A 25,452-nucleotide genomic window follows, 5' to 3' on the forward strand; every position below is an offset into this window, starting at 1 on the left:
CCTATCGTTCGTGGTCTTTGTGTTTCGGTGCTTTCTGTACGGATGACGGTTCTTGCGGCTTCGGCTCATAGCTGTGTCCGTTCCTTTCCATACGCTCTGCAAACTCGCAGATGTGGTAGAGATTGCTTCCTACCTCGATATGGTACTCGTCAATATAGCGGCAGGTCTTTTCCGCCTTTTCTCCCCAATCATAAGTGATGATGATTTTGCCGCCGTCTGGGATGCGGAATTTCTCTTTATATCCAGAATCAATAAAGCGGATGCCTTTCTCAGCATTTTTAATGTGCTTATCAAGCCATTCTTTCACATAGCAGTAGCAGTAAAAATCATAGTCGCCCTTTGATGGGTTGCAGCGGAGCAGGAAAGCATGTTTACCCGTATCTACACGGAATCCGTACTCTGTGCAATAGTTCCCCTTAAAGCCACTATCGGGAAATTGCTTTGTAAATGCACCCATATCATAACGGTTATGCAAAAGCCCCTTATCTTCACGCAGGGCATTGATAACCCCGTCCAGACCTGCCTTAAACTCGTCCGTTTTCCATTGCTCCCTTGTATCAAACCAAGTGGTATAAAAGCCATATCCAGAGGGGGCAAAATTACCCCGCAGATGACCGATGCACCCTGTCTGCCCCTCAAGCTGCATACTCTGGGCATAGGTGTATTTCTGTTCGGGCTGTGTCAAAGCTCGTATCTCCATCAGCGTTCCTCCCTGCTCTTTGATTTTTTTGCTTTTTCCTGTTCCTTGATTTTAGAAAGGGCTTCTTTTGCCCAATCGGGCATCTTCTCTGGCTTGATTTCCCCAAGCACATCGTACCTTTCCCATCGGGCGTGTTTGCCGTCCGCAAGCGAAGTCCCAAATACCGCCTGCCCCCTGCCGCCCCTTGCACCGTGTCCGCCGTCCACCAACACAAGCTGATAGGCGGAATGCCGGTACTCATAGCGGTTGACTTCGGCATTGATAACAACGACCTTTCCCACAATGCTGTCATTTTTATTGTCTAGGATGCAGTCGTCTATGGTAAACGGCGTCATGTCGAACTTGAATTGTTCCTGCTCGGCTCTCACAATCCCTATCTGCTCCTGCACCCTGTCCGTAAAAATCTGCATGGCTTCCAGATAGTCGTCTGAGCCGACCGCATCCGTCACCCACTCTGCGGACAGGGGATTGTCATAAGTGCAGTCGCAGACTAAAAAAGGATATTCTTCTTTTAAATCCACACCGAACACCACTTCTTTTTTACCGATATGGATGCTCTGCATGACCTCATAGGAGCTTATCATCCGCTTTTCTTCATTCTCCATCGGGCTTCTCCTTTCCCTGCTTTTTCTCCCTCTGCTCATCTAAAATTTTTCGGATGCAGACGTCGCAGAAGATAACACGGCTGTCCTTATATCGGGGATAAGGACAGTTCGTACAGTCGTATTTCTTATGGTTTTTATTGCTGCTCATGCTACCGCTCACGCCCATCATGCTGCTTCGCCTTTTTATCGTGCTGTTGATTGTACGGCATCTGGCACTCTGACTGGTAGCGTTCGTTCAATTTCTCCCTTGCGGCTTCAAGGGTATTGCAGTAGCAGCCCCAGTAATAGTTGTCGCCGCCCTTACAGTACCAACAGACATAAGGGTTCGGGGCTTTCGGGTGATGCCCGATGACAAGCTCCGTATTCCCGATAGTGCAGCTCTCTATGATTTCATAGCCCTGATTGGAGCGTGTTTCACCGTTCATAGGCGTTCCTCCTTTCCTGCTGTTTTCCGTCCATATATTGCTGCAATTCATACTGGCAGGGGACGTAAAGCCTGCCATTCTCCACGCAGCGGAAAATATCACATTTCTTATCCGTGGATGCAGCGTAAAAATCGTCATAAGAATAAGGGAATTTCTGGCTTCCCCTGCCATAATAGTCGGCGGCAAAAAAGCCAAGTTCCCTGTCTGTTTTTAATCTGCGGGTAATCTTGAAAAAATCATCTTCCCGCTTTGTGAACTGCCGCTCTGGGATAAAATGATACCCTCCGTATTCAAAAGACTTATCCTGCATCTTTCACCTCACGATTTTTTGGCATATCTGCGGTATGCCTTTTCGCCTGCGGCTCTGATTTTCTGCATCCGCACACTGCCTAAAAGCTCTGGGTATTTCTCCTGCAATTTGCGGCGTGTCCTGCCCACGCTCTCAAAGCTCGGCAAGCCAAGCTCCTTATGCCTTGTCATTATTTCTGCAAGCGGCATATTCCCCGCATCTTTCAGATAAAGGTTGCAGAGGGCAAGGTACAGCACCATGTCGTCATTTCTGGCATCCTCATTCTTTTGCAGGACAGCTTTCACTTTCCCCTCTATGGTTTTTAAATTATCCATAGCTACCTCCATACATGGAAAGAGGGCGGTATCTTTCAACCGCCCCAATCCACATCAATCTGTCTTAATTTATTTCTTCCTGCGGATATGCAGCCATACAGCCGCACCACCGATAAACGCTACAAGCACAATAACAATCATATTTTTTTCTCTCATTCTGCTTAGTCCTCCTTTTTCTTTCTTCCACACTGGTAGCCTGCAAATCCGAAGATTCCTGCACCGATTGTAAATGCCGCCGCAAGGCTCACCCACAAACCGAGGTTAAAGTCATCGCCTGTTTTCGGTGTGTCACGCAGCTCGTTGTGCATAGTGACAGTCGCCGTTTCGTCTGTCTTGATGGTCACTTTCTGGTCGGCAGGCAGGATATAGCCAGAGGATGCCTTGTCGCTGACCTCAGAAACGGTGTATTCGCCGATACGCAAGCCGTCAATGACGATTTCGCCGTTTTTATCGGTGGTAAAGGTCTGGTCGTAATCTTTGCCAATGACACGGAAAGAGAAGCCCTCCACTTTGCCGTCCGAGGAAGTCTTGACGATTTTGAGTGAGCCTTTTTGTGCTTCATTTAAGAATCCTTTGCCTGCTTCATTCTCCACGTTGTAGGTCTTGCCATTTTCCTCAATGGATACAGGATAGACATTCTCATCAAGCACAAAGCCTGTCGGGGCGGTTTTCTCACGGACAAGGTACTTGCCATAACGCAGGTCGTCCATCTGGTAAATGCCTTTCTCCACCTCACCCATCTCGCCGAGCAGTTCGTCTTTCTTATCCAGTTTGCCGTCACCGTTCATATCCGAGTAAACCTCGAATACCGCACCCGTGAGCTTGTTGTCTGGATAATCTTTATCTACTTTCGTCAGAGCGATATTGCCTGTGATAAAATAATTGACAAGCTCAACCTCCACAACCTCGTCAACTTCGCCGATTGTCACGCTGATTTCTTCCTCGGAGAGTACATATCCTTTCGGGCTTTCGATTTCACGGATGACCCATGTGCCATACGGAACTTCTTCAAAAGAAAAACTGCCGTCATCCTCGGATGTGGCAGTCACAATCGCATTTTCCTTTGTATATTCTGTTGTGCCTGTCTGAAAGATGCCGATTAACGCACCGCCTAAATCTTCGCCGTCCTCATTGGACTTCTTACCGCTGACAGAGCCGTAAATCAGTTCGTTTTCAATGGCTTCGCCCTCGTTCGCCGTGATGTTTACAACGGCTGTTTCCTGTCCTGCATATTCAAATACAACAGGATACTTTTCATCGCTGACAAGATAAGCGGAATTTGTGCTGATTTCCTGCACATAGTAGCTGCCCATCGGTAAATCGCTGACTGCCTTTCCGTGACCGTTTTCATCAAGGAAGATAACCTCAATCAGTTCATCCGCAGGGATAGAAGAACCGTCTGCGGCAGTCAGTTCCTCGGCGGCATACAGACCAAACGTAACGTCTTTGATTTCGCCGTTATTTCCCACACCGTATGCTTCATCCACCTCAAGGCTCTTGATTACGTCGATTTCCACACGCTGACGCTCGTTGTAAAAATCCGTGCCTGCTTCCGTCACTTCGATTTCCTGTCTCGCATATACAAGCTCCACGGCGTGGACTTCCTCGCTTAACACCATGCCATACGGGGCGGTCACTTCCTTAACCTCATATCTTCCCAGATACAGTTCTTTTGATTCTGCCGTGCCGTCCTCTCCTGTGGTAAGCGTGTCTACAACCTCGCCTTTCTCGGCTCTGACCGTCCCATCCGTTGTGATAATGTTCTCGGCTGCTGTAATCTCATAAACCGCACCCTCAAGGCTGTCTACTACAAAAATCGGCTGATACAGCCCCTTGTTTCCTGATACCCTGCTGAATACCTCCCCAGACTTTTCTACCGTGATTTTTCCTTTTTGTGCCACGTTGGAGCGTTCCACTTTGACAATCGTGATGCCGCTTTCATCCTCGGAATTTTCCTGTTCTACATCAAAATAAACTGGCTCGGAATCCAGAACGTAGCCATACGGAGCCTGCACCTCAACCAGAGAATATCCCTTGCCGTATTCCAGAGTCTGCGGCGTGATAAGCTCACCGTCTGCGGTAGTGTAGAATGTGTCAATCGTTGTCACTTCGGGATAAGTGAACGTCATCGTCACAAGGTTTCCGTCTGGGTCGTAAATCTGGAATCCTGCACCTGCATATGGGATAACCCTGCCTGTTTCTATATCCTTTTTCACAATCTTGATATAGCTCTCAAAGTTGGCATTGTTAATGAGATAACGGTAGGTCTGGCTGTCCTTGCAGATAAATACGTCAAAATCTTTCATCAGCTCACGCCCGTCCCATCCAGAGGTCTGGTGAACCGTATAAATGCCATACGGCATATCTTTTGTCTGTGCAAAGCCGTTTTCATCGCATATCAATGTGTCACGTTCCGTTTCCTCCGCCGCATCAAAGCTGCCTGCGGATTTTAAATATACCTCAAATACAGCCCCCTCCTCTGGCGTTTCAATCTGGGTTTCGCCGTTGTCAGTGTGCTTGATGATGGCGATATTGCCTTTGATGACCTGCTCGTTTACGTCATTCTTTGCAGAATTATATTCCACGGTGTAAAGCTGCGGCTCTGCCCCTACATGGTGGATTGTGGTGTCCAGAAGATAGCCCTCGGACGGGGTAATCTCACGGATGCTCCAGTCATCGCCGCATACATAATATTTTGTTGTGAACTGCCCGTTTTCATCGGTGGTGTAAGTGTCAGCCAGTTCCTCGCCCTTATAGATGCCGTAAACCGCACCTGCAAGGGAAGCGTCGCCCTGCGGCTTCTTTCCTGTTTCCACGTCGGTCTTTAATACCGTGACATTGAACTTCTTCAAAATGTTGTGGAAGCTGCGGTTTGTGACCTTTTTCCACTCAATCGGGGCGGTCTGGGATGCAGGGACGACATAGCGGACTGCCGTATCCACTTCCTCAAGGGTATAAGGCGTGCTGCCGCTGATAAGGACATTTTCAAACTTCGCAACGCCCTTTGCATTGGTAACGGCATATTCATCAACAGCCAAGCCGCTTAAAGACGTGCCGTAAAGGTGGAACTTCACGCCCTCCACAAGATTATCCTCGGATGTTTTTACAACTTCCAGACTGCCACGCTTCAAAGTATTGCTGAATGTGACCGTAGAGGTCTTTCCCCCGATAATCGTCACTGTCTGGGTTTTCTGCGGCTCATAACGGTCAATGGACTGCTCCGTAATGGTATAAGTGCCTGGAAATAAACCCTCCACCGTAATGTTTCCATTCTTATCGGTTTTCACGGTCTTATTGAAGCCGTCGCCCTTGATGGTAAAGGAAATCCCCGCAACAACGCCGTCCTCGGAAGTCTTTTTCAGTGCAACTGTGCCTGTCGGCGTTTCCACGTTGATATATGCCATCATGGTGTCCACGTTTTCCACGCCCGTAATGACATCCTGTAAGTTCGGGTCGCCGTAGGCAATCATCATCGCACCGCTGCTGACAGTCGGCGTGTTGTTCCTTGTAGCGGTAATCCTTGCCTTGCCGTCAATCGCCTTTGATGATGTGATGGTCAGCTTGTTCCCAGACTTGGACACCTTTACATTGCTGTCGGAGCTTGTAAAGGAATACTCGGACAACACGCCGTTGCTGTCGGTCAGCGTAAGACTGTATTTGCCGTCCTTATAGGCAAGCTCCTTTGTGACGTCTTTCTTCCCTGCCGACATAAAGCTCGGAATCGTGCTGTGCCTTGTAAGCATCGACACAATCTGGTCGTAAGCCGCCCTCGCCCCGCTGTTAGCATAGTTTGAGCCAAAGTGCAGGCTGTAAACGGTCGTGCTTGTCTGGCTGTACGGGCTTGTGGCGTTGCGGCATCCCGTGACAAACTCCCACACAAGGGTCTGGGTGGCAAGCCATTTTTCATCATCACTCCCAGACAGGTTTCCGCTGTTGCCCTGATACCCATAGAGCAGGGCAAGCCCCACCGCCTTTTTCTGGTCTGCGGAGAGGGCGTTCCATGTGTTGGAAGATGCTTTTGCAAGCGTATTGCCTGTTTTTAAGGGTACGCCCGGCTGAAGGCAGAACGCCGTTTCCCGGTCCACATACATACGGTACTTATATTCGCCTGTCCCTCCTGCGGTATGACCTCCAATGTTCGCACTGGAATTGTATCTCATGGCGTTCCCTGCACCATCGTAGGTGTGGGTAAAGCTAATCGTTCCGATGTCGCCCGCCGCAAACGCTGTCGTGGCAGGGACGGCGGACAATGCCGTGACCGCAGCCAAAGCAAACGCCGCAGCCCTTTTGAATATTTTACGAATCTTCATTCATTACCTCCTGTTCGTTCTCATGTTGATAGTTGACTTTCTGGCAGAAAAAAAGCCGCCCATGTGGACAGCTTTAATAATTCTTTTCTCGGATAGTTACTGGCAGTATCTAGGGGGAGAGGTGTGGAGAGGGGGTGCCGTGTGCCAGTGGCACACGTTTAGCACCGACCGAAGCGGAGCGGAGACAGCGGAAAAAAATTTGCTGTCCCTCAAGGGGCAGACTTCTCCCTCGGCGTTCCATGCCAAAATCCCTATTTTGCCTGTTTTACCTCTCGTGAGCTTTGTTCCGCTGCAAATGGCGGTTATAAAACTCCAACGCCTTTACGACAAAATCCGTTTCCTGCCCTCTGGGGATGGATTTCGGTATAAGCTTGGTTATCCGCTCGTCCTTAAAGGCGGGCTTCTCTTTCTGGTTTGGCTTGTCCTCCTGCATGATGCTCTGGATAACCTCGTCTGTTAGCTTATCCTCCTGCATAAACTTTTTCATTTTGATAGCCTGTGCAAGTGAGGGCGTGGCATCGTTGTAGCCCATCGCTTCAAGCAGGGTGTACTGCTGTTCCTCGGAAAGATAGGAAATCTCTACCGCAGGACGGAAAGCAATCTGGCGTTCATCTACCATTTGCAGAATTTCAGGTACAAGCTCGGTCAAGCGGATAAATCGGCGTATCTGCTCACGGCTCTCACCAACCTCTTTTCCCAACTTCTCATTTGTTCGGGGAGTTTCTAAATCTGACACCACTGGTGTCAAATTATCTTTTGGTGGTCTGCCCGCTTGTCTGTTCATTGCTTCAAGCCGCATCTTATACGCAAAGGCTTTCTCACTCGGCAGAATAACAGAGCGTTGGAGATTACTTTCAACCATGACAATAATCGCTTCATCATGGGTCAGCTCCTTAACCTCACATTTGAGCGTTTCAAGCCCTGCAAGCTCACAAGCCTTTTTCCGCCTGTGACCGCTGATAAGCTCGTACCGTCCGTCCTCTTTTTGCCGAACTGTCGCAGGGGTCATTACGCCGCTCTGACTGACACTTTCCACAAGCTGCTCCATATCCTCATTCATCAAAACCTTGAATGGGTGGTCTGGGAACTCATCAATCTCGGAAATGGGTATCTCCCTTATCTTGCTTAGATTCGCTTCTGCTCGGCTCTCGTCTGTTTCAAAGAGGTCATCGTATGCGGTCAGCTCGATTTCTGTTCTTTTGTTTCTCGCCAATCTCTGCCACCTCCTAGTATAATAATGGTGTAGTCAAGAATGACCACTGGTTAATAGTTACAAAGTCCAATCTAATAAATCTATATAGATATAACAGAAGGAGGAGTTCCCCCTCCATCAGAAGTTATAAGGCAACATTATTTACCCTGTCTGAGGTTTCCTTAATGCACCAGACAAAACATAGAGGTATAATCACTGGAGGCAGGATCATTGACGACGCCTCCTTGGGAACTGGCCTTCCGGCTGGTGAAACCTCTTAGAAAGTCTGTCAGTCCATTCGGTGGTGATTTATGTTTTGGCTGGTTGGGAAGCCCCAGGCTATACCTGTATAAACCGCTAGGTTGTGTATCCGCCCTCTGGAAATGGATACCTGCCTGAAAGGATAAAACCATGAAATACCAAAAAGTACTTATGATGCTTGAAAGCATCCCTTATCTCTCAGTCGGGCTTGATGTCGGCGCAGACTTCACCTGGATGTCCATCATGCTGCCCAATGGCATTCTCTCTGGAAAACCTTTTAAGATCATTCATTCTGATCCGCAGTCCCGTGAGCAAGCTGTCGCAAAAATAAAGGAAGCACAAGAGATGTATTCCCTCGAAAGCCGCTGCTTCCTTGAGTCCACCGGGATCTACCACATCCCGCTCCTGTACTTCCTTCGTGATAAGGGGTTTGACTGCTCAGTCATTAATCCTATCATCACTAAGAATAGCACAAATATGAACGTTAGGAAACTGCATAATGATAAATTTGATTCAAAAAAAGCTGCCAAAGTCGGCCTGGATGCTTCCCTGAAGACTTCCATCATACCAGATGATGAGGTCATTGACCTGCGCAACCTGGTACGGGACTACTATTACTTCAAGGACCTGCAGTCCGCTGTCGTACTGAAGCTCACGGCGGAACTGAAAGTGTCCTTTCCCGCATACCGGAAAGTGTTTAGCAAGGTCACTACCCAAACTTCCTTAAAGCTCCTGGAAGCTTACCCCTTGCCGCAGACATGCTTGCCGCCCCAAAAGACATACTTGTGGAAACCATACGCAAAACCGCACGTTTCGGTGAAAAATATGCCGTTTCCAAATATGATGCCATACGTGCTGCCGCAAAGGACGCCGCTGTTTTCGGACGTGCGCTTCAAAGCAGTGCACTCCGGATCCGGCTGTATATCAAAACCTACCGGGAATACCAGGAGCATCTGGACAATATACTTGAGGACCTGCATAAGGCTGTTGATAAGCTGGAAGGGACGCCGGTTTATGACCGTATCTTCCTTCTCCAGTCCCTGCGTGGTGTCGGTTTTCTCAGTGCAGCCGTCCTGATCGCTGAAATGGGCTCCTTTGACCTGTTTTCTTCCCCAAAGAAGCTTTATGCTTACTTCGGCTTGGATCCTGCCGTGAAGCAATCCGGCAAGTTCAATGGGGATAAAGTCCACATGTCCAAGAGGGGTTCTAGCCTTGCCAGGCGTATCCTGCATATGGTGGCTATCAATAATCTTAAGGTGGATAAAGGGACAAAAACACCAGTAAATCCAGTTATCCACGGCTATTATACCGACAAATGCAAAAGCAAGAAGAAAAACGTGGCTGTCGGGGCTGTCATGCATAAAATCTGCAATATCATTTTTGCCATGCTCCGGGATAATAAACCATTTGAGATCATCACTCCTCAGGAACACTGTGAGCGGTATCTGGCAGCGCAGCCTGACAAGGTACGGAACGCAGCCTAACAGGTCTTATGAATTTTAAATAGTTCCACATGGGTGGGCTTATTAAAGTTACCCTTTTTACATCAAATGCTTCTGAAAAACTTTTTGTAACAGTTCAGCCTTGCGACTGGCAAAAGAGAGAAATTGAAAAAGTTTTTTCTTCTGATTATCCACATGGAAACACGTAATTTCACGAATTTTATTGCTTTGTGATTAGTATGTGGATAACTTTTGAACAACATGTCTGTTCAGAATCCCATTTTTCATAGTTTTTGTGACCGGTATTCCACAGAACCTCTGGAATACACAAAAATAATCCACCGTCATTTTGACGAACCTATTCTAAAGAGGATTTTTCTTTTCTATTCATTTCTGATAAACTATGGTTATCAGAAATGAACGGAAGGAGATGCCCCATGGGAAGAAAAAGCAACTATGAAAATGGAATGTACCAGCAGCTCATGGAAATCATGGGGCGTCTGGATACGGTTGAAAAAGAACACAAACAGGAAGTTGGGGAATTGAAAGCGGAAATCGCAGATTTAAAAGAAGAGAACCGGCTCTTACGTCAAGAAAACCGACTGCTTAAAGACGATAATGCACGTCTGAAAAGTATTATCAATCATGACAGCTCCAATACTTCCCTTCCACCATCTACCGATCAAAAAGGCGGAAAACCTGCAAATACCTATAACGGAAGAAAGAAAACAAAACGTAAAGCAGGCGGACAAAAAGGGCATAAAGGAACAACGCTTACAAAAGCAGAGATAGAAGTAAAAATTGCTTCCGGCAAATGCAGACATGAAGTAAAAATGATTGGTAATGCAGCCGGACAGAAATACGTCACAAAATATGTGGTTGATCTAGCTGTGGAACCGATGATTACAGAAATCCGTATCTATGCAGATAAAGAAGGGGTTTTACACATTCCAAAAGAATACCGCAGTGATGTTACCTATGGAGCAAATGTAAAAGCGCTGGCTGTATCCCTGTATAGCGAAGGGGTTATGTCAAACGACAGGATTGCTTCTTTTTTAAATGCAGCCGGTAACGGAGAACTCGAATTATCAGAAGGGAGCGTCTATGGATTTTGCAAAAAACTGGCGTCGTTTTCTCAAACAAGCATTTCAAATTTGGAAAACGGACTGTTGAACCAAAAGGTTGTTGCAACCGATGCCACAGTGGTAACAGTAAATGGGAAACAGAATTATATCCGGAATTTCAGCATAAAAAACAGCGTGGTATACCATGCCATGGACAGCAAATCCATAGAAGCACTGAAGGGACTGTATTTTTTGAAACACTATACAGGGATTCTTCTGCATGACCATGAAACCGCTTTGTACCACTTTGGCACGGATCACGCAGAATGCAATGTCCACATCATGCGTTATCTCCGAAAAAATACGGAGGAAACAGGGAATGCATGGTCCGGGGAGATGAGTGCGCTCCTGTGTGAAATGAATCGGGAACGGAAAGAATTACTAGGGCAGGGGTTCCCATCATTTCCGCCTGCAATCCTAAGGGAATATGAAGAAAAATATTTTTCCCTGATACGAAAAGGAGAGGCAGAAAATAAAACGACCAGACATAAATATGCGAAAAAAGAGGAAAAGACATTACTTAACCGTATGGATAAATACAGTCATAACCATCTTTTATTCTTGCATGATTTTTCCGTGCCCTTTGATGACAATATTTCGGAACGAGATTTACGGAAAGCAAAAAATCGCCAGAAAATGGCTGGAGGTTTTCGCAAGGAAAGCGGCAGTGAAATGTACTGTTCCATTATGACAGTCATAGAAACCCTTAAGAAAAGGAAAATGGGGATTATAGAAAATATAAAAATGTTATTTATGGGCACACCGGCTATATTTTAGCCGGTGTAATACCCGTTAGGTCAATCGCAAGGCTGAACTGTTACAACTTTTTTAACATTTTTCATTTTAGCTATTGACATTTCTTAGCTGGACTTTGCAAACTGTTCATAGGCTGCGGCTACTTTGCCGCCTTTGTCGTAGGCAAAAATGCTCTTTCCCTCTGCGGTAGCTTCAACCGCACGGATAGAGTGAGGTATCTGGGCATCAAAAACTTTAATCCTCTGCCCGTAGGCATTCTTTACCGTTGCGGTAATCTCCTTAGAGATGTTCGTGCGTGGCATTACCATCGTCATTAAGATGCCGTCAATCCGCAGATGGGGATTGATTTGCCGTTTGACTTTAGACACGGAGCGAAGCAACAGCTCTAAACCCTTTGCAGAAAGATAATGTGGCTGTGTCGGGATAACTACGCTGTCAGCCGCCGCAAGTGCGTTGATTGTCAGCATCCCCAAGCTCGGCATACAGTCAATAAGGACAGTATCGTAATTCTTTTTTACTTCATTGATGCAGGTTTTCAGCACGCTTTCACGGCTTATGGCGTTAATCAGCCTTACTTCCAGTCCCGACAGTTCAATGTTGGATGGGAGCAGGTCAACGCCCTCATCATGGTGCAGGATAGCTTTCTGGACACTGGCAGGCTCATCGTCTATCACGTCCTGCATGATGCTTGAGAGCGTATCAGACAAATCATCTGGTCTGCCATAGCCAAGCGACATCGTTAAATTTGCCTGTGCATCGGCATCAATCAGCAGGACTTTTTTGCCCTGCTGTGCCAGACTGACACCCAGATTGACCGCCGTGGTGGTCTTTCCCACGCCGCCTTTCTGGTTCGTCAGAGCAATTACTTTGCAATTTGACATAGGTGCGTCCTCCTTTCATTTAGATTTAGCCACTTTGTCAAGGTGGCTATGTAACAGTACCAGAGAACGCAGCTCGATTAGCATCTCGCTGATCGTGACAGTCGCCAAATGGAAATTCAAGCATTTCCACTTGGCTCGTTGCAACACGCAAAAAAGCCGCTTACTCTCAAAACTGATATGCTCCCCTTATGGTAGACAGATGAAATAATAAAACTGTCACTATAAGGAGGAGCATATTTTATGGGACAACATTCAAAATACTCTTTTGAAATGAAATTAGATGCCGTTACAAAATATTTGGAGGGAAGCTGTTCAACAGAAAGTATCGCCCGAAGCCTGGGAACAAATGGAACACGTATCGTCGAGTGGGTGACCTTGTATCAGTCTTTAGGAATAGAGGGGTTAAAAACAACTCCAAAACTCCGTATCTATTCCGCCGAAACAAAACAAAATGCTGTTGCCGATTACCTTTCCGGCAAAGGAACATTAAGGGAAATCCAGAAAAAGTATGGAATCCGCTCAGATAAGCAGCTTCGCAACTGGATTATGAAGTATAATGGTCATGAGAAGTTAAAGACTTCTGGAACAGGAGGAACCAGCGTCATGACCAAAGGAAGAAAAACCTCATATGAGGAACGGGTGGAAATTGTAACATACTGCATAGAGCATGGAATGGATTATGCCCAGGCAGCAGAAAAATACCAGGTATCCTACCAACAGATTTACCAATGGACAAGGAAATACCAGTCAAACGGCGTAGAAGGGCTTATTGACAAAAGAGGGAAAAGAAAATCTGAAACAGAAATGTCGGAACTGGAGAAGCTGCGTGCGGAAAATAAGCTTCTTCAAGCGGAAAAGCGCAGAGCCCAGCTGGAGGTTGCTTTCTTAAAAAAACTCGACGAAATCGAAAGGAGGCGGTTCTAAGCCAGACACAAAATGAAACGGTTTATCTGGCGATACAGGAAATATATGACGAGCAGGGATGCTCAATATCAGAACTCTGCAGATTTGCGGGAATTTCGCGTTCTGCTTATTATAAATGGCTGAACCGAAAACCAAGTGAAAATGAGAAATTCAACCAGAAATTATGTGTCCTTATCAGAGATGCGTACGAGGAAAAAAGCGGAATTCTGGGTTACAGGCAGATGACGATTAAATTGAACCGTGAAAATGAATTTCAAGTCAACGCAAAGAGAATCTTGCGCCTTATGCGGATTTTACATCTGAAATCTGTGTGCCGGCGCAGGAGAAGAAACTATGTAAAATCAACGCCAGAGGTTACTGCCGAAAACATCTTAAACCGGGAGTTCCATGCGGAACGTTTTGGGGAAAAATGGCTTACGGATGTAACGGAGATGAAATATGGAGCCAGTGGGAAGGCATACCTGAGCGCCATTCTGGACTTGTCAGATAAAAGTATTGTTTCCTTTGTCATTGGACATTCCAATAATAATGCCCTTGTTTTTGAAACCTTTGACACTGCCCATGAAAACCATCCAGATGCAAGGCCTTTATTCCACAGTGACCGTGGATACCAATACACCTCAAAATACTTCCGTAAAAAGCTTAACAAAGCGGGAATGACACAAAGCATGTCAAGAGTATCCAGATGTATTGATAACGGACCAATGGAAGCGTTCTGGGGGATGCTGAAATCAGAAATGTATTACCTGAAGAAATTTCAAACATATGAGGAGCTAAAGGAGGCTGTATCAGATTACATAGATTATTATAATAATCATCGGTATCAGAAACGCTTAAACTGTATGACACCGATAGAATATAGAAACTATTTGAAAGATGCTGCATAAAAGCTCTGCCAGTCCTCTTTGCGACTGGCAGGTAAAAATTTTTATTTTTTTAACTGTCTACTTGACAGGGAGCGGTTCAAACAAATAAGAATAAGCGGCTTCTAATAATGTGCCTTAGACATATTCAATTTTCATTCTCTTAATCGGTGCGTTTACTACCTTGAATATCAACTCATCAACGCAGTCTGTATATCTGCCATGTTGAATAAGCTGATTTTTCAGCTCCACAAGGCTATGTAATAAAATGCTTCGTTCTTGGCTATCCACATACAAATGATTTTTCTTTTCTTTCATAAATGCCAGTGTTCTTTCCTAACAACACCTAATATTTTCTATTGCATCATTTAAAATTTAGACCTACTTCATAAGGAAACGGAATTGTTAAATCTTTAGGTCTTTCTGTAAATATTATTCTTTTAGAAATAGCCACCATAAAACCAAACTCAAACATTGTACCTTTTCCAATAAAGCCATCAGGATTACATACAATAATAGCATCGGATTGCCGAAATTTATTCATATGTATATATTTATGTTTCCAAGCATCACGCTTATTTTTTAGAGGCTCTTGACCCTCCAAAAGAATAAAATCAGTTCCTAAAGTTTCTGGTACAACCTTTGTTGTCCAAGGACTTAATACTTCAATGTTGTATTTTTGCAAAACAGTCATTATATCACCGATTTCATCCAAATGCTGTTGAAAGCTACCACATACTACAACTTTTCTGAATTCCTGATGTATCAAACCCTCCATTATATTTTTAGACCCATAAATGGATATGCTTTTTTCCAAATAAAATTGTTCCAAATCGGGCTGTATAATATTAAAATAAAGCCCATAATCCACAAAAGTATGAATTATTAGTTTGGTTTGATCTGTAGAATTAAATTTTTGAAATATTCCAATAGCATACAATCGGATACGCTCATTATTAACCGTTCCAACACTCTTTTCCAAAGTATCTAAAAATCCATCAAGTTTTTCCAATAATGCCTCTGTCACAGAGCATCCTTCAAAAGTAACACATTCCTCACTCAACAATTTTAACGTATTTTCTTTTAAACTATAGACCTTAATGACATTTGTATTAAAAAGAACCAGTACTCTATTTTCTACTATCAACATATCATACATACCCTCTTTCTTATAGACCTAACCTTACTCAACCATAAAACCAATAAATTTACAACTACACTCTGAAAATGATAAGCATAGTATGTTCAACTACATAAGGCGTTGATATATTTCTCCATAAACACATCTTTACGCTTTGAATTGTATTGCATAATAAAGCGTGGATGTTCTAATGGTATAATTGTGTTAAAAAAATTATATTCACTGTTAACTTTTGATAAGAAGGCATAGTTTTCTCCACTTCCAATACAGTAGCATACCGAGGTGTCAATTCCAAAATTTATTTGACTACGTATTGCACTAATAATGAAAGAATATAAAGTCTCTTGTAATTTTTTGTTTTCATAGTAATTACAATTAACTTCATTACCTTTTGCATTTATCCTAACTATACCAAGGGGACAAACAAAATTCATATAAAAATCAGTATAAAATTTCTTACAACCTCCATACTCTTTCATAACATCATATAAAAATCCTGATGATGATTTATTTACATAAAATTTATCAATAAAAATTCCCGTTTCACTCTGAAGATGTTTGGCATCTTCGAAAGGAATTCCTGTTACAGCTGTGCCTCTTCGTGCGGGCGAGCTGCCAAGTATTAAACGACGAGTAGAGGTATCATTATAGTATTTTTTATAAAAAGCAGTTGTTACCTCCTTAACTTGCTGTTTTTGCTCTCCTACAAAAGGATTAATAATTTTATATCCTGATGGCAATTCAAATAATTCATGCGAAAGTTTTTCATTGAATTGTAATACTTGTTCAGCAAATGTCTTTTTTCACTCATACATTATTACTCCTCTTTTTTCATTTTCCAATGAAACAAATTTTTTATTTTACTATTATCCGTCACTGTGGTTGGCATATGAACCTTTCCATAAATTGAAAAAACAATTGGATTTAATCGTTTAGTAATGAATACTCCTAGGCAGCAATCGCCGATAAATATATCTCTGTATTAGTAGGAATAAGTTGTATATTCTTAAATCCTAATCGAATAAATTCATTATGTATTAGTTTAGATGTATTTATACCACGATAAATATCAACAAATTCTGTTCCAGGAATGATTAAGCCAGGAACAATACCATGTTTCTCCGAACACAAAAAACCATTAGCCACAGAAATAATAATTACTGCGTCAGTTTTTAGCACCCTATGTGCTTCTGATATTGCTTCCTTTATATCAAAAAACGATGAGTTGTATGTCCTTAAAGATACATATAAATCATAACTATTATCAGGTATAGAAAACAAACTTCCAGCACTAGAAACAATAATCTTTGATAAAGGAATATGTTCTTTTATCCTTTCCAAACTACTTTGTACGATATCTACAAAAGTAACATGGGTACAATTGGAAAACAGAGCTATTGCCTCATGCCCACCACCAACACCAACATTTAATATATTAATAGCGGACATATTTTTTTCAGATGACCTCTTATAAACAGATATAAAATTTTCTTTCCAGTCCACATCAAGCGAACGAGTATCATCTGAATAATTATACGATGCGTATTTACTACTAAAAGCCTCGGATATCACACCAGATACAATACCGTTAGCTTCCGAATATTCAATCCCATATCTATCACAAAGTATTGATGCTATTGCAGATTTGCTTTTATTTGTATTAAGTTCATCCTTAGAAATAACAAACCCTCTTAATTTCAGCTTTTCAATAACCAAATTGCTAATTCTATTTTCAGAATAGTAAGGACTATATTTGATATGTTGTTTACTTTCTGAAAAAAATTGATAGTTCTGTTCTAATATCTCACGCTGCAATTTATCAGGATAACGGTATACACAATCAAATACAATAGCAGGATCATTATCCCAATAACATGTTAAAGTAGGGTCTGGAAGACCCACGTATATTTCATTAATGCTAATCCTCTTTAACAGTTTAATTAAATCAAATGAACAATCCTTTGATATTGTATTTATCGTAAGATAAATACTCTGTGCATGAGATATTTTGAGTTTCTGTATCTTTCTTAAAAGAACAAAATACCATGATTCATTGCAAGTTTCACCTGAGTAAGCAGAACAGAGTAATTTGTTTTGTTCAGATACAAGAACAGTGCCTACCCGCAAAAGTGAAGGAGATACTTTCTTTGATATATCAATCGAATATTGCATCCAATACATACTGTTAACATTCATATTTTATCCTCCTTGTCCCAAAATCGCTTCGTCAAAGGGCTTTTGTGTTAACCCTAATGAGATAGACTTCCACAAGTACGAAGAAACAATCGTGGCATATTCATTCCAATTAGTAAAATATTTTGCTAATTCTTTTGAAGAAGGCAAGTCTTCTAAACCATACATCCATTGAATAGTACGCCTAATTGTTCCATCTCCTTTTGAAAGTACATTTTCTCGTCCTAATGAAAAAATTAAATACATTTCAGCCGTCCACTGCCCAATGCCCTTTAAAGCCGTTAACCTTGTGATAATCTCCTCATTTGAAAAGTTTTTAAACTCCTCAAAATCTATTCTCTTCTCAACAACACTTTCTGCTAATATTTTAATATACTCTACTTTACGACTGGACAACCCTACCTCCCGAAGATCACTAGTGCCTGTTGAAAACATTATATCGGGCGTTACATTACCAAAAATGGTACAGATTCGTTGCCAAATGGTTTCACGAGCTTTATCGCTTATTTGCTGCCCTACAATATATTTGACAAGACATTTAAAACCATCTTTTTCCATAGCTAATTCGCTAGTACCGATGTATCTAATTAACCTTTCTAACGTCTTATCAGTACGAATAAGATATTGTACCTTCTCATCATTTAAATCATATTTTAAGTAAACCATATCTCTCACTCACTCTAATCATTATTATAATCATTTACTTATTTTAATCTTTTCCCCATTCAGAAACACATATTTAAGGTTCAATTTTCCGCAATGTCCATCATTTCCTCAAAGGAAACCGTCCCACCATTTCTAAGCTACAATCAAATCATACGAAAATGTTCCAATGCTTCTCTTATAGCCATTTCTTTCTCTAACGGACATTTTGGCTGTCTGGAATTTTCCGATTTTGGCAGATTATAATTTGCCCTCTCAATAATACCACATTTCTCCTTTACCTGTGCTATATATAAACTGCTGACTTTCAATCCCGTATGCTCCAACACATAATCCTTGATTTCCTCATAGGTGGCTTTGCTCTCCGCAGCCGTCAAATCAAGCTCGTCCATCTGAAGCTCTACCTCGATATGTTGGTCTGCATGAAGTTTGGACAATAAACATACCGTCTCTACATGCACCGTCTGCGGAAACTGATCCACCGCCCTCACCCTCTCAACCTCATACCCTTCCCCCCTCAGGTACTTCAAATCCCTCGAAAGCGTCGCCGGATCACAACTCACATACACAACCCTCTTTGCCCCCATCTCAACAATCGTCCTAAGCAGCCCCTCATCGCACCCTTTCCTTGGCGGGTCAACCACTACCACATCCGCATAATATTTTCTCCCCTCATGCTCCTCCTCATATTTCTTCCCAAATTCCGGCAGAACCTTCTCCGCCTTCCCCTCAAAAAACTCCACATTCCCAATCCCATTTATCTTAGCATTCATCCTTGCGTCCAAAACCGCCTGAGGCACAATCTCCACCCCATATACCTGTTTTGCCTTCTTTGCCAGAAACAGCGAAATAGTCCCAATCCCACAATACAGATCCCACACCGTTTCCTCACCCGTAAGCTGCGCATATTCCATTGCCACCCCATAGAGCTTCTCCGTCTGCACAGGATTCACCTGATAAAAAGACAGCGGAGAAATCTGATACTTCACATCCCCAATCACATCTGTAATATACGTCTGCCCCCACAACAGGCGAATCTCATTCCCCATAATCACATTTGTTCTCTCCCGATTAACGCTATAAGTTATACTGGTCATACCTTCAATCCCAGACAAACGTTCTGCCAGTACCTCCCCATGTGGAATCCCATTCCCATTAATTACCAGACAGACCATAATCTCTCTGGTCCGGAAGCCGTATCGAATCAACACATGTCGAACCAGCCCCCTATGCTCCTCCTCATGATAGGCGCTGATACGAAATTCCTCCATAAAATCAATCACGCACCGCAGAATCCGTTCATTCACCTCCACCCCCAATGCACATCTGGTATTTGGAATAATACTGTGGGTTCTACCAGCATAGAACCCTGCGACAATCCTCCCATCTCTATCCGTTCCAACTGGAAACTGGGCTTTATTCCTATATGCAAATGGATTCTCCATCCCCACAATCGGCTCCATAGCTTTTGAAACAATCTCCTCTGGTATCCCCCCAATCCGTATAAGCTTCTCTCTTACCTTGTCCTCCTTGAAGCTCAACTGCCTGCCATACTCCATCTCTTGAATTTGACACCCGCCGCAGCTTCGGGCCATGGGGCAGACAGGCTTTTTTACACGGAATTCGGAAGGCGTGACAATATTCACTAATTTTGCATATGCATAATTCTTCTTTGCCTTCATAATCTTGGCTTCCACAACATCCCCAATGACAGCGTCCTTAATAAACAGCGCATACCCTTCTATTTTCCCAATCCCTTCGCCATTGCTGCCTATATCCTCAATCCTTACTGTAGCAATATCATTCTTCCTCATTTTTACCCTCCATCTTGCACCTGACTCCCTCTAATACTTCGTCTGCCCCTAAGTCCCTGCCTTTTGGTATCCTTCCAAGCGTCGTCGCCTAATTTCCTAATAATACTTCATCCACTTCCCTGATTGGCCCTGTAAAAGCCAAAATGACCCTCAGCCGGCAAAGAACCACTCCTAACAACCATTTGCTTCTCTGCCCACCAAGGGTTTTCTCATGCTAAAATATAAATCTCCAAACTACTTCATATGCTGTCAGAGCAAATACCTCTGTTCTAAATATCCCAATCCAACTATATCCCCATAGTCGTTTTTCTCAGATTCGACTCAAACAACCGATTATACCCCAACCAGTCATTGCTGTTCTTATCCTTAAAAATCTCCGTCAATGTCTGCATCTTTGCATCCGCACAGTCTGCAAAATTAAGGGCCAGAGCCTCTGCAAGCGCAGGCTTCTTTGGAGAGCCGTACTCTAGCTCACCGTGATGAGCCACGATACAGTGCTTCAATTCGCTTGCCAGCCTCTCCGGAAAGTCCGGTATCGACCTTACCGCATCACTCACCATCTCCACTCCAATGACAATATGCCCCAGAAGCTGCCCGTCGTCCGTATAGTCATTCTCTGGAAATGCAGACAACTCTCTGACCTTGCCGATATCATGGCAGATTGCCGCCGCGCACAAAAGATCCCTGTTCAAAATGGGATAAGCCCCAGCCATATATTCGCAGAACTTCACCACACTTAACGTATGCTCTAAAAGCCCTCCCGAAAATCCATGATGCACACTCTTAGCCGCAGAGTGCGCCTTGAACCGCCGGATAAACGCCTCGTCCTTCACGAAATAAAATTCAATCATCTGCTTAAGATATGTGTTCCCAATCCTCCCCACATATCCCATAAGCTCACGAAACATCATCTCCGTATTTTTCTCACTGGTAGGCAGATAATCCGCCATAGCATACTCTTCCTCCTGCGCCTTGCGAATCTGCTTGATGTTCAGTTGAAGATTATTGTTGTAATTAATTACCTCACCGTAAACCTCAATGAAATCCATTTCCTCATAATCCGCAATCCCGCCGGAATTGGGGTCCCAAACCTTTCCGTCCAGAACTCCCGTCTTGTCCTGGAGAATCAGATTGTCATATGGCTTCCCGTTCCTTGTCTCCGCTGAACGCTTTCCCTTACATAAATAAATATTCCTAATTGTCTCACCCTCACGAAGAGTATTGATATACCTCATTTTTCTGCCTCTTTTCATTCTGTCAAAATTATTGTGTTTTTATCTTAGTTAATCCTTTGCCCAAGCAGCCGCACATCGAAGGTGCCTAAGCAATTTTTCGCAGGATTTCCTACATCTCCTTACTCTATTCCTCAATCATTAGGTAATTGCGAAACTCTGGAAACCGCATAAATACTGGCTTTTTTGTTGCCATATTTTCTTTCGCTCCTCATCTCGTTTTAGATACATTACACAAAAAGTTTGCTTAAATGTAGATACTAAAACTCCTTTATTGTGTAGTTTCTACAAATTCTGAATGATGTGTTTCGCAATTGCCTATTCCTCAATCATGCAGATGCATCACCATAGCTCTCCCATTCTCTTATGCATCTCCTGACTCTATCCTTCAGTCGCACAACCAAGCGACTCTCCCACTCCCTTTACATCTCCTTACTTCCCACCGTCACCTTAAAATCTATATCCACATAACCATCCGCACCCTGGCGCTGTCCCTTAATCACCGCCTCACTTCCCACCTTCTTTTCCATTAGTGTCCCATGATAAATCCCATAAGAGGTGATCTCCACATCATCTATGCCCGTAATGACGTCGCCGCTCTGGATGCCTGCCGCCATGGCCGGAGAGTCGGCATCCACATTCTTCACATACAACCCCTTTGGAATACCCTGTTCTTCAATCTCCTCCGTGACATCCACGCCCCAAATCCCGATATAGGGAACGCCCTGACCGTTGGAGAGAAATTCGATTACATCCTTCACATCCGTAATCCCATATCCGATAATCAGCTCAGTACTCCCCTCCTCCGCGGCGCTCTGGTCGATTAAGGCAATAATCTCCCCCTTAAGATTCACAATGAACCCGCTTCCATTCTTAGAGCCTGCAATGTCCGTATTAATCAGCCGATATTGTCCGTCAGCCGAATCCAGCGTGTTTTTGCCAGAGGCAATCGAGCCGAACCCCATTGCACCCGCATACCCGAAAGGTTTACCAAGGACAATCGCAATATCCCCCTTAGAAACCGCATTGGAGCTTCCAAGAACCGCCGTATCAATCTGCGCCCATGTAGAATCCTGAATATCCGAACGGTTCACAGCATAGACGCCAAAGCCCAGATTACCGTCACTCTTTTTAAGGGTTGCCGGATATGCCTGACCGTTGTTAAATACAATCTTTAATTCCTTCGCGTCCTTTGCCACCGAGGATTTCCCCAGAACCAAAAGCTCACGCCCGTTGTCTGCCACAATCAAGCCTGACACACTATTCTTATAATCCTTGGACTCCTCCGTCCAGTCCTGGTCCTCCAAAACACCCGCAATCTCCACCACCGAACGGTTCGCCTTGACGCCAATGGTCGTCAAGGACTGCTGCATCTGCCGATAACTGTCCGCGTCCAGCGGCGGCTGCACAACCTCCTCCACAGGCGGAGGGGCTTGTTCTTCCTCCTCCTGAGACTCCTCCTCCTGGGGAATCGTAACCTTCTGCGGGTCGTCCTGAAAAATACTGTCCATAGCGGGCTTCATGGCGCTGAAGCTAAAACAGGCAAACACGCCGAACACCAATCCCAGACCCGCCATCCGGAAAAAGCCCTTCCGCTCACCCCTCCGGTCCCGCTTAATCGTCTCCTGCAAAAATGAATACTCCCTAAACTCCTCCTGCATATCCTCCTGCGCAGCCTCCGAAGTATCCTCCTGTGGATGTAATTCTTCCCTTGGATCTTTCCGTTCTTCCATAGACCCACCCTTCTCTTTCTTTCCATAATGAACCGCCGAAAACCTCTGGCAATTTTGTCCCGATTGCCACTCACATCCCTAAATACATCCTATCGGATATAGTATACTCCAAGAAAGACGATTGTTCAATATTTATCCTTCCCTTTATGGCGTAAATAGGTTAGAATAGTTCTAGGTGATTAAATTATGAATAAGAAAACATTAAACAAACTAGAATACAATAAAATAATCGAGTTACTGACAGACCATGCCTCCTCCTTTAGCGGCAAAGAACGATGCAAAAGACTTCGGCCTATGACCCTGCTGGCGGACATTAACGCTGCACAGCAGCAGACAGCGGCAGCATTTACCCGAATCGTCAAGAAAGGACGACTCTCTTTTAGCGGGTGCAATCCGGTAAATGATTCCCTGAAGCGTCTTGAGGTGGGCGCCGCCTTAGGAAGCGGCGAGCTTCTGCGCATCTGCAAGCTCTTAGAGACAGCCGGACGTGCCAAGGCTTACGGAAGGCATGATAATAACGATGAAGAAGAAGACTGCCTGGATTCCTTTTTCCAGCAACTTGAGCCAATCAGCCTGCTTACCACAGAGATTCGCAGGTGTATCCTGGAGGAAGACGAGTTAAGCGACGACGCCAGCGGGACATTAAAGCACATCCGCCGTTCCATCAGTCAGATGAACGACAAGGTTCATGCCACCCTGTCCGGCATGGTCAACGGCTCTCTTCGCTCTTATTTACAGGACCCCATCATTACCATGAGGGGCGACCGCTACTGCATACCGGTAAAGGCAGAATACCGAAGCCAGGTATCCGGACTGATCCATGACCAGTCCTCCACAGGCTCTACACTATTTATTGAGCCCATGGCCGTGGTAAAACTGAATAACGATTTGAAAGAGCTCTACGGGAAGGAGCAGGAGGAGATTCAGGTCATCCTTGCCCGTTTAAGCGAAGATACGGCACAGTATATTGAAGAAATCCGTACAGATTACACCGTACTGGGTGAGCTGGATTTCATTTTCGCAAGGGGAAGCCTTGCCCTTGATATGAATGCGTCCATGCCAAGCTTTAACACAGAAGGGCGCATCCGCATCCGAGAGGGACGACATCCTCTGCTGGATAAGCGGCAGGTGGTTCCCATCACCGTCACATTAGGAGATGAGTTTGACCTGCTCATAGTGACAGGGCCCAACACAGGCGGTAAGACCGTCTCCCTGAAAACAGTGGGCCTATTTACCCTGATGGGCCAGGCCGGACTGCACATTCCAGCCCTAGACCGCTCAGAGCTTGGGGTGTTTGAACAGGTTTACGCAGATATCGGGGATGAACAGAGCATTGAGCAGAGCCTCAGCACCTTTTCCTCCCATATGACGAATATTGTTTCCTTCCTCACCCATGTGGATGAGCGCTCTTTAGTTCTGTTCGACGAACTGGGGGCAGGGACAGACCCTACAGAGGGCGCGGCCCTTGCTACGGCAATCTTAAGCCATCTGCATAACAGAGGCATCCGCACCATGGCTACCACCCACTACAGTGAGCTTAAGGTCTACGCCCTTTCTACTGCGGGAGTGGAGAATGCCTGCTGCGAGTTTGATTTGGAGACCCTTCGCCCCACATACCGGCTTCTTCTGGGAATCCCTGGAAAGAGCAACGCATTTGCCATTGCAGGAAAGCTTGGACTGCCAGACTATATTATCGCAGAGGCAAAGACCCATTTGACCGAGCAGGATGAGTCCTTTGAGGATCTGCTGACCGATCTTGAGACCAGCAAACGGACCATTCAGAAGGAGCAGGAGGAGATTGCCGCCTACAAACGAGAGCTTGAAAGGCTCAAAATGGAGGTGCGTCAGAAGCAGGAGAAATTAGAAGCCCAGAAGGAGCGGATTCTAAGGGAAGCCAATGAGAAGGCCCACGCCATTTTATCTGACGCCAAGGAGACTGCCGACGAGACCCTGCGTAACTTCCGCAAGTTCGGCAAGGAGAATATTTCCGCCGCAGAGATGGAAAAAGAGCGGGAGAGACTTCGCAAAAAGATGGCTTCTGTCAGCTCTGGCTTAACCCTTGAGGCCAAGAAGCCCAAGAAGCAGCACAAGCCTTCGGACTTTAAGCTTGGAGAGACGGTCAAAGTCCTAAGCATGAATCTGAACGGCTCTGTGATTTCCCTTCCTGATTCCAAGGGAAATGTCACCGTCCAGATGGGTATTTTACGCTCACAGGTTCACATCTCTGATTTGGAGATTATTGAAGAAACTCCCTCCTACTCGGCAAAGCAGATGCACAAGACCTCCAAGGGCAAGATGAAGATGGGCAAATCCTTCTCCGTCAGCTCAGAGATTAATCTTCTTGGCAAGACTGTAGACGAGGCCATTGCAGAACTGGACAAATATTTAGACGACGCTGCCTTAGCCCACCTTTCCAACGTCCGTGTGGTTCACGGCAAAGGAACCGGCGCTTTGCGTACCGGCATCCACAATTATCTGAAACGCCAGAAGCATGTGAAGTCTTTCCGGCTGGGCGCATTCGGTGAGGGAGACGCCGGCGTCACCATCGTAGAACTTAAGTAACTCCGGT

At 44.7% G+C, this 25,452-nt stretch carries 20 protein-coding genes and 2 pseudogenes; 5 read left to right on the forward strand and 17 right to left on the reverse strand.

All coding sequences use genetic code 11. The annotated features are described in order from the left end of the window. Position 1: 1 nt before the first annotated feature. From GN277_RS14620 to GN277_RS14655, 8 genes are all read right to left on the reverse strand, one after another. Positions 2-700, reverse strand: coding sequence for a hypothetical protein (locus GN277_RS14620; RefSeq protein ID WP_159751691.1), 699 nt, complete (start codon positions 698-700; stop codon positions 2-4). Next, on the reverse strand, positions 700-1,305 hold the full coding sequence (locus tag GN277_RS14625; RefSeq protein ID WP_159751692.1) for a hypothetical protein: 606 nt from the start codon (positions 1,303-1,305) through the stop codon (positions 700-702). The genes GN277_RS14620 and GN277_RS14625 overlap by 1 nt, the downstream gene beginning before the upstream one ends. Further along, positions 1,295-1,453, reverse strand: coding sequence for a hypothetical protein (locus GN277_RS14630; RefSeq protein ID WP_204162862.1), 159 nt, complete (start codon positions 1,451-1,453; stop codon positions 1,295-1,297). The genes GN277_RS14625 and GN277_RS14630 overlap by 11 nt, the downstream gene beginning before the upstream one ends. 1 nt (position 1,454) lies before the next feature. Beyond that, the gene (locus GN277_RS14635) at positions 1,455-1,730 is read right to left on the reverse strand and encodes a hypothetical protein (protein ID WP_159751694.1); all 276 of its coding nucleotides are present in this window, start codon (positions 1,728-1,730) and stop codon (positions 1,455-1,457) included. Further along, positions 1,720-2,040 (reverse strand): hypothetical protein, encoded by a 321-nt coding sequence (locus GN277_RS14640; protein ID WP_159751695.1) that lies wholly within the window; start codon positions 2,038-2,040, stop codon positions 1,720-1,722. The genes GN277_RS14635 and GN277_RS14640 overlap by 11 nt, the downstream gene beginning before the upstream one ends. An 8-nt stretch (positions 2,041-2,048) precedes the next feature. Continuing rightward, positions 2,049-2,354 (reverse strand): hypothetical protein, encoded by a 306-nt coding sequence (locus tag GN277_RS14645; protein ID WP_159751696.1) that lies wholly within the window; start codon positions 2,352-2,354, stop codon positions 2,049-2,051. Positions 2,355-2,515: 161 nt separating this feature from the next. Next, positions 2,516-6,664: a SpaA isopeptide-forming pilin-related protein gene (locus GN277_RS14650; protein WP_159751697.1), complete on the reverse strand. Its 4,149-nt coding sequence runs from the start codon at positions 6,662-6,664 to the stop codon at positions 2,516-2,518. A 265-nt stretch (positions 6,665-6,929) separates the two neighbouring features. After that, the gene (locus tag GN277_RS14655) at positions 6,930-7,877 is read right to left on the reverse strand and encodes a ParB/RepB/Spo0J family partition protein (protein ID WP_159751698.1); all 948 of its coding nucleotides are present in this window, start codon (positions 7,875-7,877) and stop codon (positions 6,930-6,932) included. A 390-nt stretch (positions 7,878-8,267) separates the two neighbouring features. On the opposite strand from GN277_RS14655, the pseudogene GN277_RS32160 reads away from it, so the two are divergent. Further along, positions 8,268-9,601: pseudogene (locus GN277_RS32160) on the forward strand (IS110 family RNA-guided transposase). A 395-nt stretch (positions 9,602-9,996) separates the two neighbouring features. Beyond that, a complete protein-coding gene (locus GN277_RS14665; protein WP_159750299.1) occupies positions 9,997-11,460 on the forward strand; it encodes an IS66 family transposase in 1,464 nt (487 codons plus the stop codon). 83 nt (positions 11,461-11,543) lie between these two features. Here GN277_RS14665 and GN277_RS14670 read toward each other — a convergent pair whose 3' ends face one another. Then, the gene (locus GN277_RS14670) at positions 11,544-12,320 is read right to left on the reverse strand and encodes a ParA family protein (RefSeq protein ID WP_159751699.1); all 777 of its coding nucleotides are present in this window, start codon (positions 12,318-12,320) and stop codon (positions 11,544-11,546) included. 240 nt (positions 12,321-12,560) lie between these two features. On the opposite strand from GN277_RS14670, the gene GN277_RS14675 reads away from it, so the two are divergent. Then, the gene (locus GN277_RS14675; RefSeq protein WP_159749279.1) at positions 12,561-13,244 is read left to right on the forward strand and encodes a helix-turn-helix domain-containing protein; all 684 of its coding nucleotides are present in this window, start codon (positions 12,561-12,563) and stop codon (positions 13,242-13,244) included. Positions 13,245-13,267: 23 nt separating this feature from the next. Next, positions 13,268-14,131, forward strand: a pseudogene (locus GN277_RS14680) (IS3 family transposase); the annotation flags it as partial. A gap of 114 nt (positions 14,132-14,245) precedes the next feature. Here GN277_RS14680 and GN277_RS14685 read toward each other — a convergent pair. From GN277_RS14685 to GN277_RS14720, 8 genes are all read right to left on the reverse strand, one after another. Further along, complete coding sequence (locus GN277_RS14685; protein ID WP_159751700.1) at positions 14,246-14,425, reverse strand: hypothetical protein; 180 nt, start codon at positions 14,423-14,425, stop codon at positions 14,246-14,248. Positions 14,426-14,471: 46 nt separating this feature from the next. Further along, positions 14,472-15,257, reverse strand: a complete 786-nt coding sequence (locus GN277_RS14690) for a TIR domain-containing protein (RefSeq protein ID WP_159751701.1) — start codon at positions 15,255-15,257, stop codon at positions 14,472-14,474. Between the two features lie 95 nt (positions 15,258-15,352). Continuing rightward, on the reverse strand, positions 15,353-15,988 hold the full coding sequence (locus tag GN277_RS14695) for a uracil-DNA glycosylase family protein (RefSeq protein WP_244324727.1): 636 nt from the start codon (positions 15,986-15,988) through the stop codon (positions 15,353-15,355). Between the two features lie 208 nt (positions 15,989-16,196). Next, positions 16,197-17,444, reverse strand: coding sequence for a class I SAM-dependent methyltransferase (locus tag GN277_RS14700; RefSeq protein WP_159751702.1), 1,248 nt, complete (start codon positions 17,442-17,444; stop codon positions 16,197-16,199). 3 nt (positions 17,445-17,447) lie between these two features. Further along, positions 17,448-18,107 carry a DNA-3-methyladenine glycosylase family protein gene (locus tag GN277_RS14705; RefSeq protein WP_159751703.1) on the reverse strand — a complete coding sequence of 220 codons (660 nt, stop codon included), beginning with the start codon at positions 18,105-18,107 and terminating at the stop codon, positions 17,448-17,450. Between the two features lie 143 nt (positions 18,108-18,250). Next, a complete protein-coding gene (gene rlmD, locus GN277_RS14710) occupies positions 18,251-19,918 on the reverse strand; it encodes a 23S rRNA (uracil(1939)-C(5))-methyltransferase RlmD (protein WP_159751704.1) in 1,668 nt (555 codons plus the stop codon). A 287-nt stretch (positions 19,919-20,205) separates the two neighbouring features. Further along, positions 20,206-21,153 carry a 3'-5' exoribonuclease YhaM family protein gene (locus GN277_RS14715; protein ID WP_159751705.1) on the reverse strand — a complete coding sequence of 316 codons (948 nt, stop codon included), beginning with the start codon at positions 21,151-21,153 and terminating at the stop codon, positions 20,206-20,208. Between the two features lie 419 nt (positions 21,154-21,572). After that, a complete protein-coding gene (locus tag GN277_RS14720; RefSeq protein WP_159751706.1) occupies positions 21,573-22,883 on the reverse strand; it encodes a S1C family serine protease in 1,311 nt (436 codons plus the stop codon). Positions 22,884-23,069: 186 nt separating this feature from the next. Between GN277_RS14720 and GN277_RS14725 the strand changes: the two genes are divergently transcribed. Further along, the gene (locus GN277_RS14725) at positions 23,070-25,445 is read left to right on the forward strand and encodes an endonuclease MutS2 (protein ID WP_159751707.1); all 2,376 of its coding nucleotides are present in this window, start codon (positions 23,070-23,072) and stop codon (positions 25,443-25,445) included. Positions 25,446-25,452 lie beyond the last annotated feature (7 nt).

The sequence above is a fragment of the Sporofaciens musculi genome, from assembly GCF_009830285.1.
GTDB classification, from domain to species: Bacteria; Bacillota; Clostridia; order Lachnospirales; family Lachnospiraceae; genus Sporofaciens; species Sporofaciens musculi.